The organism is Streptomyces sp. NPDC088746, assembly GCF_044751065.1.
In the GTDB taxonomy this organism is placed as follows: Bacteria; Actinomycetota; Actinomycetes; order Streptomycetales; family Streptomycetaceae; genus Streptomyces.
In genome coordinates, this window is sequence record NZ_JBIVLA010000002.1 from 1,389,073 (window position 1) to 1,403,477 (window position 14,405).

Below are 14,405 nucleotides of genomic sequence, written 5' to 3' on the forward strand. Positions count from 1 at the left end.
CGAGGGCTTCGCGTTCTCCGGGGTCCGGATACCCTGGAGAGCGACTGACCTGCCACGCCCCCGACCCTGAGGACCGACGAGCGCCGTGTTCGATACTCTCTCCGACCGCCTTAGCGCGACTTTCAAAAACCTCAGGGGCAAGGGCCGCTTGTCCGAGGCGGACATCGACGCCACGGCTCGCGAGATCCGTATCGCCCTGCTCGAGGCCGATGTCGCCCTCCCCGTCGTCCGCGCGTTCATCGCCAACATCAAGGAGCGGGCGCGGGGCGCCGAGGTCTCCCAGGCGCTGAACCCGGCCCAGCAGGTCGTCAAGATCGTCAACGAGGAGCTCGTCTCCATCCTCGGCGGCGAGACCCGGCGGCTCAGGTTCGCCAAGAACCCGCCCACCGTGATCATGCTCGCGGGTCTCCAGGGTGCCGGTAAGACCACCCTCGCCGGAAAGCTCGGTCTCTGGCTCAAGAGCCAGGGCCACTCCCCGCTGCTCGTCGCCTGTGACCTCCAGCGCCCCAACGCCGTCAACCAGCTCAGCGTCGTCGCCGACCGCGCGGGCGTCGCGGTGTACGCGCCGGAGCCGGGGAACGGCGTGGGCGACCCGGTCAAGGTCGCCAAGGACTCCATCGAGTTCGCCAAGGCCAAGGTCCACGACATCGTGATCGTCGACACCGCCGGCCGCCTCGGCATCGACGAGGAGCTGATGAGGCAGGCCGCGGACATCCGCGACGCCGTCAGCCCCGACGAGATCCTCTTCGTCGTCGACGCGATGATCGGCCAGGACGCGGTCAACACCGCCGAGGCCTTCCGTGACGGCGTCGGCTTCGACGGCGTGGTGCTCTCCAAGCTCGACGGCGACGCCCGCGGTGGTGCCGCCCTGTCGATCGCCCACGTCACGGGCAAGCAGATCATGTTCGCGTCGAACGGTGAGAAGCTCGAGGACTTCGACGCCTTCCACCCCGACCGCATGGCGTCCCGCATCCTCGACATGGGTGACCTGCTCACCCTGATCGAGCAGGCGGAGAAGACCTTCAGCCAGGAAGAGGCCGCCAAAATGGCCTCCAAGCTGGCGTCGAGCAAGGGCAAGGACTTCACGCTCGACGACTTCCTGGCGCAGATGGAGCAGGTCAGGAAGATGGGCTCCATCTCCAAGCTGCTCGGGATGCTGCCCGGCATGGGGCAGATCAAGGAACAGATCAACAACATCGACGAGCGCGACGTCGACCGCATGGCCGCGATCATCAAGTCGATGACCCCGAAGGAACGCGCCGAGCCGACGATCATCAACGGCTCGCGCCGCGCCCGCATCGCCAAGGGCTCCGGTTCCGAGGTCTCGGCCGTCAAGGGCCTCGTGGAGCGGTTCTTCGAGGCACGCAAGATGATGTCGAAGATGGCCCAGGGCGGCGGCATGCCCGGGATGCCGGGGATGCCCGGCATGGGCGGCGGCCCCGGCCGTCAGAAGAAGCAGGTCAAGCAGGCCAAGGGCAAGCGCAAGAGCGGCAACCCGATGAAGCGCAAGGCCGAGGAGCAGGCCGCGGCCGCCCGCCGCGAGCAGGCGGCGCAGGGCGGCGCGCTGGGTCTGCCCGCCCAGGAGGACAAGAACTTCGAACTCCCGGACGAGTTCAAGAAGTTCATGGGCTGACCGGCTGGGAACACGGACGAAGGGGCGCCCCGCCCGGCGGGGCGCCCCTTCGCTGTCCCGTGCCGACCGTTACGACACGCACACCAGGTAGCGGAAGACGTTCGGCATCCACACCGTGCCGTCGGGCCGCAGATGCGGATGCAGGGCCTCCGCGACCTCCTTCTCCACCTGGGTACGGTCCGTCGCCCGTATCGCCGTGTCGAACAGCCCGGTCGACAGCAGCCCGCGCACCGCGCTGTCCACGTCCGCGTAGCCGAACGGGCAGGACACCCGGCCCGAGCCGTCCGGCTTGAGCCCGGCCCGCGCCGCCACCTCTTCCAGGTCGTCCCGGAGCGCGGGCCGCCAGCCGCTCCCTGAGCGCGGGGCGCGCGCCGACTCCGTGAGCCGGGCCGCCACCCTCAGCACCGGAGCCGTGGCACACCGCTCCGGCGGCCCCCAGCCGGCCAGCACCACCGTGGCTCCCCGCACGGCCAGCGGCACGGCGGAGGCGAGAGCGGGCGCGAGCCCCTCCGAGTCCCCGGCCGCGCAGCCGATCGGCTGGAAGGCGGTCAGCAGGTTGTACGGCGCCCCGCCGTCGGGGGCGGCAGCCGGAATGCTGTCGACGAGCCTCGCCCGCGGCTCAGTACGGCCGGGGCCGGCGTCCTGCCCCTGGCCGGAGGCGAGGCGCTCACGGGCCAGGGCGAGCCGTTCGCGGTCGGTGTCGACGCCGGTGACGCGCGCCCCGCGTGAGGCCGCGATCAGCAGCGCGAGCCCGGAACCGCAGCCGAGGGAGAGCATCCGCGTACCGCCCCCGACTTCGAGGCGCTCGTACACCGCCTCGTAGAGCGGTGCCAGCATGCGCTCCTGGATCTCGGCCCAGTCACGGGCGCGGGTACCGGCGTCCACCGGGGCGGAGGAATCCGCGTACCTGTGGTGCCGGACGAGCGTAGGTGTCATGGAATGCGCCCCAATCCGCCGTGAGGTCGGTCGTGCCCGAGTGAGGTCCCCCATGTCTATGTGCTGTGTGTGTGCGCCCACAGCCCCCGTATGTCAGAGAACTCCGCATCGGCGGTCCCGTCCAGAGGTGGGACGGGGTGGGATGGCATTGCTTGCGTGCTCCGGCCGTGCGCCCCCGGGCGCACCTTTGCGGACGCGGGCGCCGGGAACAGCACGCCTGCTGCTCGCTTCCTCACAGTCTTACCCGACACGCGGGGCGCAGCACGTCGAGCGCCCCGGCCGCCGGTCACGACCGGTGTGCGGCCGTCGCTCCGTGCCGGGTACTGTCACTCGCGGGGCGCCCGTCCACGCCGGTGCGTACGCGTTGCTACGTACCACCTTGGTGCGAGCTGTGAGGCTTCTCCGCTGATCTGCGCACCCGCCCTCGTCCGGACGCATCAAGGGCAACTGACTGGTACGTGCAAATTATTTGAGATGCCCCGGAATAGGAACACCGGGGCACTCAGGCTCGTTGTCACGACGTGAGCACGACACCACCTGTACTTGCCGCAGAGCTGGCACAGGCGTGGGCCGACATTCAGCGGTACCACCCCGAGCTGCCCGATCTTGCCGCGCCAGAGTCCCTGATCGGAGAGTCCTCGTCCGCCTGTGGCGCCGAGCTCTCCTTCGAACGGCTGCTCCATGAGGCAGTCCACGGCATCGCCGCCGCGAGAGGTGTCCGGGACACCTCCCGGGCCGGCCGCTACCACAACCGACGCTTCCTCGCGATCGCCGAGGAGCTGGGCCTCGATCATGCCGAGGAACCCCACCCCAGCAGCGGATTCTCGCTGGTGACGCTGAATCCCGAGGCCAAACGCAGATACCGCCCGACGACCGAACGGCTGCAGCGGGCGCTCAAGGCGCACACCGTGGCCACCGCGGCGGACACCAAGCGCTCGTTCCGCGGTCCCGCCGCACGGCACGGCTCGTCCGGGGGAGGGGTGCGGGTCAAGGCCGTCTGCGACTGCGGGCGCAACGTCCGCGTCGTCCCCTCCGTCCTCGCGCAGGCCCCGATCGTCTGCGGTGGCTGCGGCAAGCCCTTCCGCATCCCGGAAGCGGCGGTCGCGGTGGGGTGACCCGATGTGGTGTGGCACAATGGTCAGCTGTACTCGACAGTCGCACAGGACCCCTCTCTCCTCCGGCTGACGCGTCCATCGGGCACCCGAGTACCGCAACCCCACGTGGCATCTTTTGTGCCCAACCACGTCAGAGACCAGGAGACACCACTTCCGTGGCAGTCAAGATCAAGCTGAAGCGTCTGGGCAAGATCCGTTCGCCTCACTACCGCATCATCGTCGCCGACTCCCGTACCCGCCGTGACGGCCGGGCCATCGAGGAGATCGGCCTGTACCACCCGGTACAGAACCCTTCCCGCATCGAGGTCAACGCGGAGCGCGCCCAGTACTGGCTGTCCGTCGGCGCCCAGCCGACCGAGCCGGTCCTCGCGATCCTGAAGCTCACCGGTGACTGGCAGGCCCACAAGGGCCTCCCGGCCCCCGCGCCGCTCCTGCAGCCGGAGCCCAAGGCTGACAAGCGCGCCCTGTTCGAGGCCCTGGCCACGGACGGCGACGAGGCCAAGGGTGAGGCCATCACCCAGAAGGCCAAGAAGTCGGACAAGAAGGCGGACGAGGCGGCTGACACTGCCGCGTCCACCGAGTCGACCGAGGCCTGAGCATGCTCGAGGAGGCTCTTGAGCACCTCGTGAAGGGCATCGTCGACAACCCCGACGATGTGCAGGTCGCCTCGCGTGACCTGCGCCGTGGACGCGTTCTCGAGGTCCGGGTTCACCCCGACGACCTCGGCAAGGTGATCGGCCGCAACGGCCGCACCGCACGCGCCCTGCGTACCGTCGTGGGTGCCATCGGCGGCCGTGGAATCCGTGTCGACCTCGTCGACGTGGACCAGGTTCGCTGAAAGAGTTGAACACCGGCCGGGGCCGGGGAGGGCTTTCGAGCCGTCCCCGGCCTTTGTCGTCCGTACATGACCGCCTCCTCAAGTAAGAGATCACCGGGAGAAGTAGCGTGCAGTTGGTAGTTGCGCGGATCGGTCGCGCCCACGGGATCAAGGGCGAGGTCACCGTCGAGGTGCGCACCGACGAGCCCGAGCTCCGGCTCGGGCCCGGTGCCGTGCTGGCCACGGAGCCCGCCCATGCCGGGCCGCTGACGATCGAGACCGGCCGGGTGCACAGCGGCAGGCTGCTGCTGCGGTTCGAGGGCGTGCGCGACCGTACGGGGGCCGAGGCGCTGCGCAACATCCTGCTGATCGCCGAGGTCGACCCGGCGGAACTGCCCGAGGATCCCGAGGAGTTCTACGACCACCAGCTGATGGACCTCGACGTCGTCCTCACCGACGGCACGGAGATCGGCCGGATCACCGAGATCACGCACCTGCCGTCGCAGGACCTGTTCATCGTGGAACGGCCGGACGGCAGCGAGGTGATGATCCCGTTCGTCGAGGAGATCGTCACCGAGATCGACCTGGAGGAGCAGCGGGCCGTCATCACCCCGCCGCCGGGCCTGATCGACGAGAGCGAGGCGGTGATCGCCTCCACGCGTGACGAGGACGGCTCCTCCACGCGTGACGAGGACACCTCCTCCACGCGTGACGAGGACGGCTCCGGGAGCGGCGCGGCGGCCGACGCCGGGAAGGGCGACGCGTGATGCGGCTCGACGTCGTCACGATCTTCCCCGAGTACCTGGAACCCCTGAACGTCTCACTGGTCGGCAAGGCGCGCGCCCGGGGGCGTCTCGACGTACACGTCCACGACCTGCGCGACTGGACGTACGACCGGCACAACACGGTGGACGACACCCCCTACGGCGGCGGCCCCGGCATGGTCATGAAGACCGAGCCCTGGGGTGACGCCCTGGACGACGCGCTGGCCGGCGGATACGAGTCAGGGGCGCACTCCCCGGTGCTCGTGGTGCCCACGCCGAGCGGCAGGCCCTTCACGCAGGAACTGGCCGTCGAGCTCTCGGAACGGCCGTGGCTGATCTTCACCCCCGCCCGCTACGAGGGCATCGACCGCCGGGTGATGGACGAGTACGCGACCCGGATGCCGGTCATCGAGGTGTCCATCGGGGACTACGTGCTCGCGGGCGGGGAAGCGGCCGTCCTGGTCATCACCGAGGCCGTGGCCCGGCTGCTGCCCGGAGTGCTCGGCAACGCCGAGTCGCACCGTGACGACTCCTTCGCGCCCGGGGCCATGGCCGACCTGCTCGAGGGGCCGGTCTACACGAAGCCCCCCGAGTGGCGCGGACGCGGCATTCCCGAGGTGCTGCTGAGCGGCCACCACGGCCGGATCGCGCGCTGGCGACGGGACGAGGCCTTCCGCCGTACCGCTCTCAACAGGCCCGACCTCATCGAGCGTTGCGAGGCCTCGGGCTTCGACAAGAAGGACCGCGAGATGCTCTCCATCCTCGGCTGGTCCCCGGGGCCCGACGGACGATTTTGGCGCAGACCCGAGGCCGTGGAAGAATAGGCCCGCTGTACGTCCGGCGTGCGCCCCTGCCACAGGGGGAAAGACGCCCGCCCGATGTGATCAGCATCCGAACTTCACTCTCTCCCGTCGATGACCTGTGGCATCGGCGAAGAAAGCAGACAACATGACTTCCCTGCTCGATGGCGTCAACGCCGCCTCGCTCCGTACCGACCTCCCGGCGTTCCGCCCGGGTGACACGGTCAACGTCCACGTGCGCGTGATCGAGGGCAACCGCTCCCGTATCCAGCAGTTCAAGGGCATTGTCATCCGTCGCCAGGGCTCGGGCATCAGCGAGACCTTCACGGTCCGCAAGGTCTCCTTCAGCGTCGGCGTCGAGCGCACCTTCCCGGTGCACAGCCCGATCTTCGAGAAGATCGAGCTCGTCACCCGCGGTGACGTCCGTCGCGCCAAGCTGTACTTCCTCCGTGAGCTGCGCGGCAAGGCCGCGAAGATCAAGGAGAAGCGCGACCGCTGATTCACCTCCGGCGTCCACAGCGCGGCCGGATAGGATTCGGCCCCGATGGACACGGAATCACAGCACATGGAGCGCGATCGTTCCGCCGTCCCCGCAGAAGGGGCGGAGGAGGGGTCGCGCTCCACGCATGTCCGGGACCGGCCGGCCGGGTCGATCACCTGGGGGCGAGCCGTCTTCCTGGGCATGCTCTGCACGGTCGCCCTGCTGCTCTTCAGCGCCTTCGTGCTGCAGCCCTTCCTCATTCCCAGCGGCTCGATGCAGCCCACGTTGCGCGTCGGGGACCGGGTCCTCGTCAACAAACTGGCGTACCGTTTCGGCTCGGAGCCCGAGCGCGGCGACGTGGTGGTCTTCGACGGCACCGGATCCTTCGTGCAGGAGACGGCGTCCGACGGGAACGCCGTCGGCGCGCTGCTGCACGGGGCGGCCGCGTCCCTGGGACTGGCCGAACCCGCCGGGTCCGACTTCGTGAAGCGGGTGGTGGGCGTGGGGGGCGACCGTGTGGTCTGCTGCGACAAGCGGGGGCTGATCGAGGTGAACGGCGCTCCGGTGGACGAGGAGTATCTGCACCCGGGTGATCGCCCGTCCGAGGTCTCCTTCGACATCGCGGTGCCCGACGGCACGCTGTGGGTGATGGGCGACCACCGCAGCAACTCGCGGGACTCCAGGGACCACCTGGGGCAGCCGGGGGGCGGCATGGTGCCCGTGGAGCGGGTGATCGGACGGGTCGACTGGCTCGGCTGGCCGCTCGGCAGGCTCGGCTCCCTGGAGGGCACCGACGCCTTCACCGCCATACGGCCGGCGGACGCGGACCATGGGTAACCGGGGGCGTAAGCGGGGAGGGCCGGACACCGGGCAGCCGCTGCCCACCGGGTCGAGGCCGGCCACGGGCCGCTCACTGCCCACGCGGGCGGAGCGCCGCAAGCTGGCCCGCAAGGTGAAACGCCGCCGGCGCCGGTCCGCGATCAAGGAGATACCCCTCCTCGTCCTGGTCGCGCTGCTGATCGCGCTCGTACTCAAGACCTTCCTCGTCCAGGCCTTCGTGATTCCCTCCGGGTCGATGGAGCAGACCATCCGGATCGGCGACCGGGTCCTGGTGGACAAGCTGACGCCCTGGTTCGGCTCCGAACCGCAGCGCGGCGACGTGGTCGTCTTCAAGGACCCGGGTGGCTGGCTGCAGCAGGAGACCGCGGCCACCGAGGACCCGCCCGCCGGGGTCAAACAGGTCAAGGAACTGCTGACCTTCATCGGACTGCTGCCCTCCGAGGACGAGCAGGACCTGATCAAGCGCGTGGTGGCCGTCGGAGGCGACACCGTGAAGTGCTGCGGCGCCGACGGCAGGATCACGGTCAACGGCGTGGCGCTCGACGAGCCGTACCTGAATCCCGGCGATGTGCCCTCCACTCTCAAATTCGAGGTAAAGGTTCCCGAGGGCCGTATCTTCGTCATGGGCGACCACAGGTCGAATTCCGCCGACTCGCGATTCCACCTCGACAAGCCGGGGAAGGGCACGGTTTCGGAGGACGAGGTCGTGGGGCGGGCCGTGGTGATCGCCTGGCCCTTCGGGCATTGGCGCAGGCTGGAGGAGCCCGGAACGTATGCCTCCGTTCCCGAGGGAGGAGTCGGAGCGACCGCTGCGAAGGCCCCGTCGAATAGTGTGTCCTCCCAGGATCGCAACGGAATGGTCCTGCTCCCGACCCCTGCGGAACTCCCGCTCGTTATGGGAGTGGTGGGCCTGCGCCGAATCGGGCGCGGGCGGTGGCACGGAGTGAGGAGTGGATGTGGGGGATTTGGCGGTCGGCGCACGATCCGGACACGACGAACCCGAGGACCGGCCTTCGAGCGACGGGGTCCCGGTGGAGGCGGAGAGTGACGGCGGGTCCCCGGGCGGTGGCAGTACGGCGGTGAAGAAGCCGCGTTCGTTCTGGAAGGAGCTGCCGCTCCTCATCGGCATCGCGCTGATTCTCGCGCTGCTGATCAAGACGTTCCTGGTACAGGCGTTCTCGATCCCCTCGGACTCCATGCAGAACACCCTGCAGCGGGGTGACCGGGTGCTGGTCGACAAGCTGACTCCGTGGTTCGGTTCGGAGCCCGAGCGCGGAGAGGTCGTGGTCTTCCACGACCCGGGCGGCTGGCTGGAGGACACCGCGACGCCCGAGCCCAACGCGGTGCAGAAGTTCCTGAGCTTCATCGGACTGATGCCGTCCGCCGAGGAGAAGGACCTGATCAAGAGGGTCATCGCCGTCGGCGGCGACACCGTCCAGTGCAAGAAGAACGGGCCGGTGACGGTCAACGGCAAGGCGCTGGACGACAAGTCGTTCATCTTCGAGGGCAACAGCGCCTGCGACGACGAGCCGTTCGGGCCGATCCATGTGCCCGAGGGCCGGATCTGGGTGATGGGCGACCACCGGCAGAATTCGCTGGACTCCCGTTACCACCAGGAGCTTCCCGGTCAGGGCACGGTCTCCACGGACGAGGTGGTCGGCCGGGCCGTGGTCGTGGCCTGGCCCATCAACCGCTGGGCGACCCTCCCGGTGCCGGAGACGTTCGACCAGCCCGGGCTGAACGCGGCTGCCTCGGCGGCCGTTCCCGGAGCACTCGGTGTAGCCGGAGCGCTGCCCCTCGTGTTCTGGCGTCGCCGCAGGCTGACCCGCGGGCGTACCGCCGGGTAGGGTGCCGCTCGGATCAGCGATTGTCGATCTCCGATGGGGGAGCGCTGGGATGAGTGGATCAGAACGTGACGACGGCCGCGGCCGGCTCGGCAACGTGTTGTCGAACCTGGCCGTGGCCGTCGGCTGTGTGCTCTTCCTCGGCGGTTTCGCCTGGGGAGCGGTGGTGTACAAGCCGTACACCGTGCCGACCGACTCGATGACGCCGACGGTGAACGCCGGTGACCGGGTCCTCGCGGAGCGGATAGACGGCGGCGACGTGCGGCGCGGAGACGTGGTCGTCTTCACCGACTCGACGTGGGGCGACGTGCCCATGGTGAAGCGGGTCGTGGGCGTGGGCGGCGACAAGATCGCCTGCTGCGACAAGGAGGGCCGGCTCACCGTCAACGGCAAGCCCGTCGAAGAACCGTATCTGCGCGGGGAGGGCGCCTCGTCCCTCCTCCCGGCCGACGGGAACGCCCCGGCCTCGCCCCAGAACTTCACGGCCGACGTACCCGAGGGCCAGCTCTTCCTCCTCGGGGACGAGCGCAGCACCTCCCTGGACTCCCGCGTCCACCTGGAGGACCCGGGCCAGGGCTCGGTGCCGCGTGGCGCCGTCCAGGCGCGGGTGGACGCCATCGCATGGCCCATGAACGGCATGATCGGCCGGCCCGACTCCTTCGCGTCGCTGCCCGGCGGCGTGTCGTCCGAGGGGCCGCTGCCGCTGCAGGTGGGCGCCCTCGTGGCGGGTGTGGTGCTCATCCTGGGCGGAGCGTCCTACGGTCCGCTCGCGGCGCGCTCCGCACGGGGGAGCAGGAGGCCGAAGGTGTCCGCCGGTGCTCACTGAGGCACGCAAGGTCGCTCGCGTGGTGCTCCTGGACCCGGACGACCGGATCCTGCTGCTGCACGGCTTCGAGCCGGCGAGCCCGGCGGACAGCTGGTGGTTCACCCCGGGCGGCGGCCTGGAGGGCGACGAGACCCGTGAGGAGGCCGCCCTGCGTGAGCTCGCCGAGGAAACCGGGATCACGGATGTCTCCCTCGGTCCGCTGCTGTGGACGAGGACCTGCTCCTTCCCGTTCGACGGGCGGCGCTGGGACCAGGACGAGTGGTACTTCCTGGCCCGTACGTCGCAGACCGCGACCGACCAGAAGGGGCTCACCGAGCTGGAGCTGCGCAGTGTCGCCGGTCTGAGGTGGTGGACTTCCGCCGAACTTCTCGCCACGCGTGAGACGGTGTACCCGACCAGGCTCGCCGGGCTGCTGCGCACGCTGCTCGACGAGGGTCCCCCGAGTGTTCCGCTGGTTCTCGCCCCCGAAATCGTCTAATCGGCCAGGGGTGCGTGGGGCTGACGCACAATAGGGGGACGCACGGCTGAAGGGGAACATGCCATGAGTGCCGAGGACCTCGAGAAGTACGAGACCGAGATGGAGCTGAAGCTCTACCGGGAGTACCGCGATGTCGTCGGTCTGTTCAAATATGTGATCGAGACCGAACGGCGCTTCTACCTCACCAACGATTACGAGATGCAGGTGCACTCGGTCCAGGGTGAGGTCTTTTTCGAGGTTTCCATGGCGGACGCGTGGGTCTGGGACATGTACAGGCCCGCCCGGTTCGTCAAGCAGGTCCGGGTTCTGACGTTCAAGGACGTGAACATCGAGGAGCTCAACAAGAGCGATCTCGAACTCCCGGGCGGCTGACCCCGGCGTGCTCCTCCGATGTCCCGGTTCACTCGTCCGAGTGGCCGGGATATTCACATCCGCCTGGTTGTCCACCAAGATCCAAAAGATCGGGCGGGGCGCGTCACAGTCGGTGCCGGAGGTGGTGCCGATATGAACGCACGGGGGGCACTCGGGCGGTACGGCGAGGATCTGGCGGCACGGCTGCTGGCCGACGCCGGCATGACTGTGCTGGAGCGCAACTGGCGGTGTCGGGCGGGAGAGATCGACATCGTCGCCAGGGACGGCGACGCGGTGGTCGTCTGCGAGGTGAAGGCCCGCAGGGCGGGCTCCTTCGAGCATCCCATGGAGGCCGTCACACCGGCCAAGGCGGAGCGGCTGCGCAGGCTCGCCGAGATCTGGCTCGACCGGCACGGCGGGCCGCCGCCCGGCGGGGTCCGGATCGATCTGATCGGCGTGATCCTGCCCAGGCGTGGCGCCCCGGTCACCGAGCATGTGCGGGGCGTGGCCTGATGGGGTTCGCGCGGGCGTGCTCGGTGGCGCTGGTCGGCGTCGAAGGTGTGGTGGTGGAGGTCCAGGCCGATCTGGAACCGGGCGTGGCGGCGTTCACGCTCGTGGGTCTGCCGGACAAGAGCCTGGTGGAGAGCCGGGACCGGGTCAGGGCCGCGGTCGTCAACTCCGGGGCGGAGTGGCCGCAGAAGAAGCTCACGGTGGGGCTGTCCCCCGCCTCCGTGCCCAAGGGCGGTTCGGGTTTCGATCTCGCGGTGGCGTGCGCGGTGCTCGGTGCGGCGGAGCGGATCGACCCCGCGGCCATCGCCGACGTGGTGATGATCGGGGAGCTGGGCCTCGACGGCAGGGTGCGCCCGGTGCGCGGGGTGCTCCCCGCGGTCCTCGCGGCAGCCGAGGCGGGGTACCGGCACGTTGTCGTCCCGGAACAGACCGCGGGGGAGGCCGCGCTCGTGCCGGGACTCTCCGTCCTCGGTGTACGGAGCCTGCGCCAGCTGATCGCCGTCCTCGGCGACGAACCCGTGCCCGATGAGCCGGCCGCCGACCGGGGGCGCCCCGACACCATGCTCGCCGGGCTGATGGTGCCCGGAGCGGGCCTCGGCACGGGCCTGGCCCCGATGTCGGCCGACGGCTCGGCGCACCGGCCAGATCTGGCCGACGTCGCGGGCCAGGGGCGGGCGCGCAAGGCCCTGGAGGTGGCGGCGGCAGGAGGACACCACCTGCTGCTCTCCGGACCGCCCGGGGCGGGCAAGACCATGCTGGCCGAGCGGCTCACGGCGATCCTGCCGCCCCTGTCCCGGCAGGAATCCCTCGAAGTGACGGCGGTGCACTCGGTCGCGGGCATCCTCCCGCCGGGTGAACCCCTGATCAGCAGAGCGCCGTACTGTGCCCCGCACCACTCGGCGACGATGCAGTCACTCGTGGGCGGGGGGAACGGCCTGCCGCGGCCGGGAGCGGTGTCCCTGGCGCACCGGGGCGTCCTCTTCCTGGACGAGGCCCCGGAGTTCTCCGGCCGGGCCCTCGACGCCCTGCGCCAGCCCCTGGAGTCCGGACACGTGGTGGTCGCACGCGCGGCCGGGGTCGTCCGGCTGCCCGCGCGCTTCCTGATGATCCTGGCCGCGAACCCCTGCCCGTGCGGCAGGCACACCCTGGCCGGGGCCGGCTGCGAGTGCCCGCCCTCCGCTGTCCGCCGGTATCAGGCGCGGCTGTCGGGCCCGTTGCTCGACCGGGTGGACCTGCGCGTCGAGGTCGAGCCCGTCGGACGGGAGGACCTGATGGGGAGCGGCGGCCGCGGGGAGTCCTCCGCGGAGGTGGCCGCCCGGGTGCGGGCAGCCAGGGAGCGCGCCGCCGAGCGGCTCGCGGGCACCCCCTGGACCACCAACAGCGAGGTACCCGGACATGAGCTGCGGACCAGGCTGGTCGCGGCCCCGGGCGCCCTGATGGGGGCCGAGCGGGACATGGAGCGTGGCGTCCTCACCGCCCGCGGCCTCGACCGGGTCCTGCGCGTGGCGTGGACCGTCGCGGACCTGAGGGCCGCCGACCGCCCGGACGCCTCGGACGTCGCGGTGGCGCTGGAGCTGCGGACGGGCATCCAGCGCGGTGTCCCGATGCAGGCGGGCTCCCGGTGAACGCCCCGGCCGCCCACGGCGAGCTCGAGCGGCTGGCACGTGCCGCCCTGACCCGGGTCTTCGAGCCCGGGGACGAGCGCGCCGGCCGCTGGATCCGTGAGATCGGGCCCGTCGAGCTGATACGGCGTCTCACGGCCGCGGACGGACCCGCGCAGGCGATGGAGGGGATGACGGCGACCCGGCTCGCCGCGTACCGCCTGCGTGCGTCGAGCGCCGCGCCCAGGAGGGACCTGGCGGAGATCGCCGCGATCGGCGGGCGGTTCGTCTGCCCCGGTGACAGCGAGTGGCCGAGCCAACTCGACGACCTGGGGGACGCACGGCCGATCGGCCTCTGGGTGCGCGGCCGGTCCGACCTGCGCCTCTGGGCGCTGCGCTCCGTCGCTCTGGTAGGCGCCCGGGCCTGCACGCCCTACGGGGCGCACATGGCGGCGACCCTCGCCGCGGGGCTGGCGGAGCGCGGGTGGGTCGTGGTCTCCGGCGCGGCGTTCGGGGTGGACGGCGCCGCCCATCGCGGGGCGCTGGCCGCGGGCGGCGCGACCATGGCGGTGCTGGCCTGCGGAGTGGACGTGGCCTACCCCCGGGGACACGCCGAGCTGATCGGACGCATCGTGGAGCAGGGCGTGGTCATGGGAGAGCTGCCGCCCTCGGACCATCCGACGCGCAGCAGATTCATCCTGCGTAACAGGGTGATCGCGGCACTCACGCGAGGCACCGTGGTGGTGGAGGCCGAATACCGCAGCGGCTCGCTGGTCACCGCGAGAAGCGCGCAACGGCTGGGACGGTTCACGATGGGGGTGCCGGGCCCCGCCACGAGCGGTCTCTCAGCCGGGGTCCATGAACTCCTGCGCGGTGAGGGCGTCCTGGTCACCGACGCCGCCGAGATCTGTGAACTCGTGGGGGACATCGGCGAGCTGGCCCCGGCCAGACGCGGCCCCGTCCTGCCCAGGGACCTCCTCGACGCCGCCTCCGTACAGGTGCTGGACGCGCTGCCGGGGACGGGCGTGATGGAGGGGTGCGACGTGGCCAGGAGCGCCGGAGCGTCCACGGATGAAGCCCTCGCGCGGTTGTACGAACTCCACTCACTGGGGTTCGTCGAACGCGAGGGCGACGGATGGCGGTTGACGCGGGGACGGACACGCAATGGGGACGCGCGGCGAGGCGGTACTTGACCCGGAGCATTCGGGTGAAAAGGTGATGCAGATGACCTCGGAGGCACCCGGTCAGGCCTCCGGGAGCGGTGTGAGCGGTGACGGTCCTCGCCATCACCCCCGTCAGGTGGAGGGAGAAGGGCAAGGGATTTGGCACGCAATCGCACCGCACGGTTCCCTTGTCCTGCGCGCACCGCAACGCTGAGGTCACGCTACGCTCACAAGGATTCCGCCCCA

17 protein-coding genes are annotated in these 14,405 nt (G+C 70.4%); 16 read left to right on the plus strand and 1 reads right to left on the minus strand.

Going from position 1 to position 14,405, the window contains the following annotated elements:
* The first annotated feature begins 85 nt into the window (after positions 1-85).
* Positions 86-1,633: a signal recognition particle protein gene (gene ffh, locus ACIP63_RS13855; RefSeq protein ID WP_401514761.1), complete on the plus strand. Its 1,548-nt coding sequence runs from the start codon at positions 86-88 to the stop codon at positions 1,631-1,633.
* A 69-nt stretch (positions 1,634-1,702) separates the two neighbouring features.
* On the opposite strand, the gene ACIP63_RS13860 is transcribed toward ffh, so the two are convergent.
* Entirely contained in the window at positions 1,703-2,569 is an 867-nt protein-coding gene (locus ACIP63_RS13860) for a methyltransferase domain-containing protein (RefSeq protein WP_399236667.1), read from the minus strand.
* A 521-nt stretch (positions 2,570-3,090) separates the two neighbouring features.
* Here ACIP63_RS13860 and ACIP63_RS13865 point away from each other — a divergent pair.
* From ACIP63_RS13865 to dprA, 15 genes are all read left to right on the plus strand, one after another.
* Positions 3,091-3,684 carry a hypothetical protein gene (locus tag ACIP63_RS13865; protein WP_003965961.1) on the plus strand — a complete coding sequence of 198 codons (594 nt, stop codon included), beginning with the start codon at positions 3,091-3,093 and terminating at the stop codon, positions 3,682-3,684.
* A 155-nt stretch (positions 3,685-3,839) separates the two neighbouring features.
* The gene (gene rpsP / locus ACIP63_RS13870) at positions 3,840-4,280 is read left to right on the plus strand and encodes a 30S ribosomal protein S16 (protein ID WP_401514766.1); all 441 of its coding nucleotides are present in this window, start codon (positions 3,840-3,842) and stop codon (positions 4,278-4,280) included.
* 2 nt (positions 4,281-4,282) lie between these two features.
* Positions 4,283-4,522 carry an RNA-binding protein gene (locus tag ACIP63_RS13875; protein ID WP_014153811.1) on the plus strand — a complete coding sequence of 80 codons (240 nt, stop codon included), beginning with the start codon at positions 4,283-4,285 and terminating at the stop codon, positions 4,520-4,522.
* A 107-nt stretch (positions 4,523-4,629) separates the two neighbouring features.
* Positions 4,630-5,268, plus strand: a complete 639-nt coding sequence (gene rimM, locus ACIP63_RS13880; protein ID WP_401514768.1) for a ribosome maturation factor RimM — start codon at positions 4,630-4,632, stop codon at positions 5,266-5,268.
* Positions 5,268-6,089 carry a tRNA (guanosine(37)-N1)-methyltransferase TrmD gene (trmD, locus tag ACIP63_RS13885; protein WP_401515130.1) on the plus strand — a complete coding sequence of 274 codons (822 nt, stop codon included), beginning with the start codon at positions 5,268-5,270 and terminating at the stop codon, positions 6,087-6,089. Before rimM ends, trmD begins: the two co-directional genes overlap by 1 nt.
* 124 nt (positions 6,090-6,213) lie before the next feature.
* Positions 6,214-6,564 carry a 50S ribosomal protein L19 gene (rplS, locus tag ACIP63_RS13890; protein ID WP_033304056.1) on the plus strand — a complete coding sequence of 117 codons (351 nt, stop codon included), beginning with the start codon at positions 6,214-6,216 and terminating at the stop codon, positions 6,562-6,564.
* Between the two features lie 45 nt (positions 6,565-6,609).
* A complete protein-coding gene (gene lepB, locus ACIP63_RS13895) occupies positions 6,610-7,383 on the plus strand; it encodes a signal peptidase I (RefSeq protein ID WP_401514770.1) in 774 nt (257 codons plus the stop codon).
* A complete protein-coding gene (gene lepB, locus ACIP63_RS13900) occupies positions 7,376-8,434 on the plus strand; it encodes a signal peptidase I (RefSeq protein ID WP_401514773.1) in 1,059 nt (352 codons plus the stop codon). Before lepB (ACIP63_RS13895) ends, lepB (ACIP63_RS13900) begins: the two co-directional genes overlap by 8 nt.
* A complete protein-coding gene (lepB, locus tag ACIP63_RS13905; RefSeq protein WP_401515133.1) occupies positions 8,352-9,233 on the plus strand; it encodes a signal peptidase I in 882 nt (293 codons plus the stop codon). The genes lepB (ACIP63_RS13900) and lepB (ACIP63_RS13905) overlap by 83 nt, the downstream gene beginning before the upstream one ends.
* A 49-nt stretch (positions 9,234-9,282) precedes the next feature.
* Complete coding sequence (lepB, locus tag ACIP63_RS13910) at positions 9,283-10,056, plus strand: signal peptidase I (protein WP_401514774.1); 774 nt, start codon at positions 9,283-9,285, stop codon at positions 10,054-10,056.
* Complete coding sequence (locus ACIP63_RS13915; RefSeq protein ID WP_401514777.1) at positions 10,046-10,534, plus strand: NUDIX hydrolase; 489 nt, start codon at positions 10,046-10,048, stop codon at positions 10,532-10,534. Before lepB (ACIP63_RS13910) ends, ACIP63_RS13915 begins: the two co-directional genes overlap by 11 nt.
* 63 nt (positions 10,535-10,597) lie before the next feature.
* Positions 10,598-10,906 (plus strand): DUF2469 domain-containing protein, encoded by a 309-nt coding sequence (locus ACIP63_RS13920; protein WP_003965949.1) that lies wholly within the window; start codon positions 10,598-10,600, stop codon positions 10,904-10,906.
* Between the two features lie 132 nt (positions 10,907-11,038).
* Positions 11,039-11,398 (plus strand): YraN family protein, encoded by a 360-nt coding sequence (locus tag ACIP63_RS13925; RefSeq protein WP_393763922.1) that lies wholly within the window; start codon positions 11,039-11,041, stop codon positions 11,396-11,398.
* Entirely contained in the window at positions 11,398-13,020 is a 1,623-nt protein-coding gene (locus tag ACIP63_RS13930; protein ID WP_401514780.1) for a YifB family Mg chelatase-like AAA ATPase, read from the plus strand. Before ACIP63_RS13925 ends, ACIP63_RS13930 begins: the two co-directional genes overlap by 1 nt.
* A complete protein-coding gene (gene dprA, locus ACIP63_RS13935; protein ID WP_401514783.1) occupies positions 13,017-14,189 on the plus strand; it encodes a DNA-processing protein DprA in 1,173 nt (390 codons plus the stop codon). Before ACIP63_RS13930 ends, dprA begins: the two co-directional genes overlap by 4 nt.
* The last annotated feature ends 216 nt before the right edge of the window (positions 14,190-14,405 follow it).

Excerpts from the sequence above, each read along its gene's own strand:
- ACIP63_RS13860 (WP_399236667.1), bottom strand. The coding sequence starts at position 2,569 with ATGACACCTACGCTCGTCCGGCACCACAGGTACGCGGATTCCTCCGCC.
- ACIP63_RS13875 (WP_014153811.1), top strand. The coding sequence starts at position 4,283 with ATGCTCGAGGAGGCTCTTGAGCACCTCGTGAAGGGCATCGTCGACAAC.
- trmD (WP_401515130.1), top strand. The coding sequence starts at position 5,268 with ATGCGGCTCGACGTCGTCACGATCTTCCCCGAGTACCTGGAACCCCTG.
- rplS (WP_033304056.1), top strand. The coding sequence starts at position 6,214 with ATGACTTCCCTGCTCGATGGCGTCAACGCCGCCTCGCTCCGTACCGAC.
- lepB (WP_401514770.1), top strand. The coding sequence starts at position 6,610 with ATGGACACGGAATCACAGCACATGGAGCGCGATCGTTCCGCCGTCCCC.
- lepB (WP_401514773.1), top strand. The coding sequence starts at position 7,376 with ATGGGTAACCGGGGGCGTAAGCGGGGAGGGCCGGACACCGGGCAGCCG.
- lepB (WP_401514774.1), top strand. The coding sequence starts at position 9,283 with ATGAGTGGATCAGAACGTGACGACGGCCGCGGCCGGCTCGGCAACGTG.
- ACIP63_RS13920 (WP_003965949.1), top strand. The coding sequence starts at position 10,598 with ATGAGTGCCGAGGACCTCGAGAAGTACGAGACCGAGATGGAGCTGAAG.
- ACIP63_RS13925 (WP_393763922.1), top strand. The coding sequence starts at position 11,039 with ATGAACGCACGGGGGGCACTCGGGCGGTACGGCGAGGATCTGGCGGCA.
- ACIP63_RS13930 (WP_401514780.1), top strand. The coding sequence starts at position 11,398 with ATGGGGTTCGCGCGGGCGTGCTCGGTGGCGCTGGTCGGCGTCGAAGGT.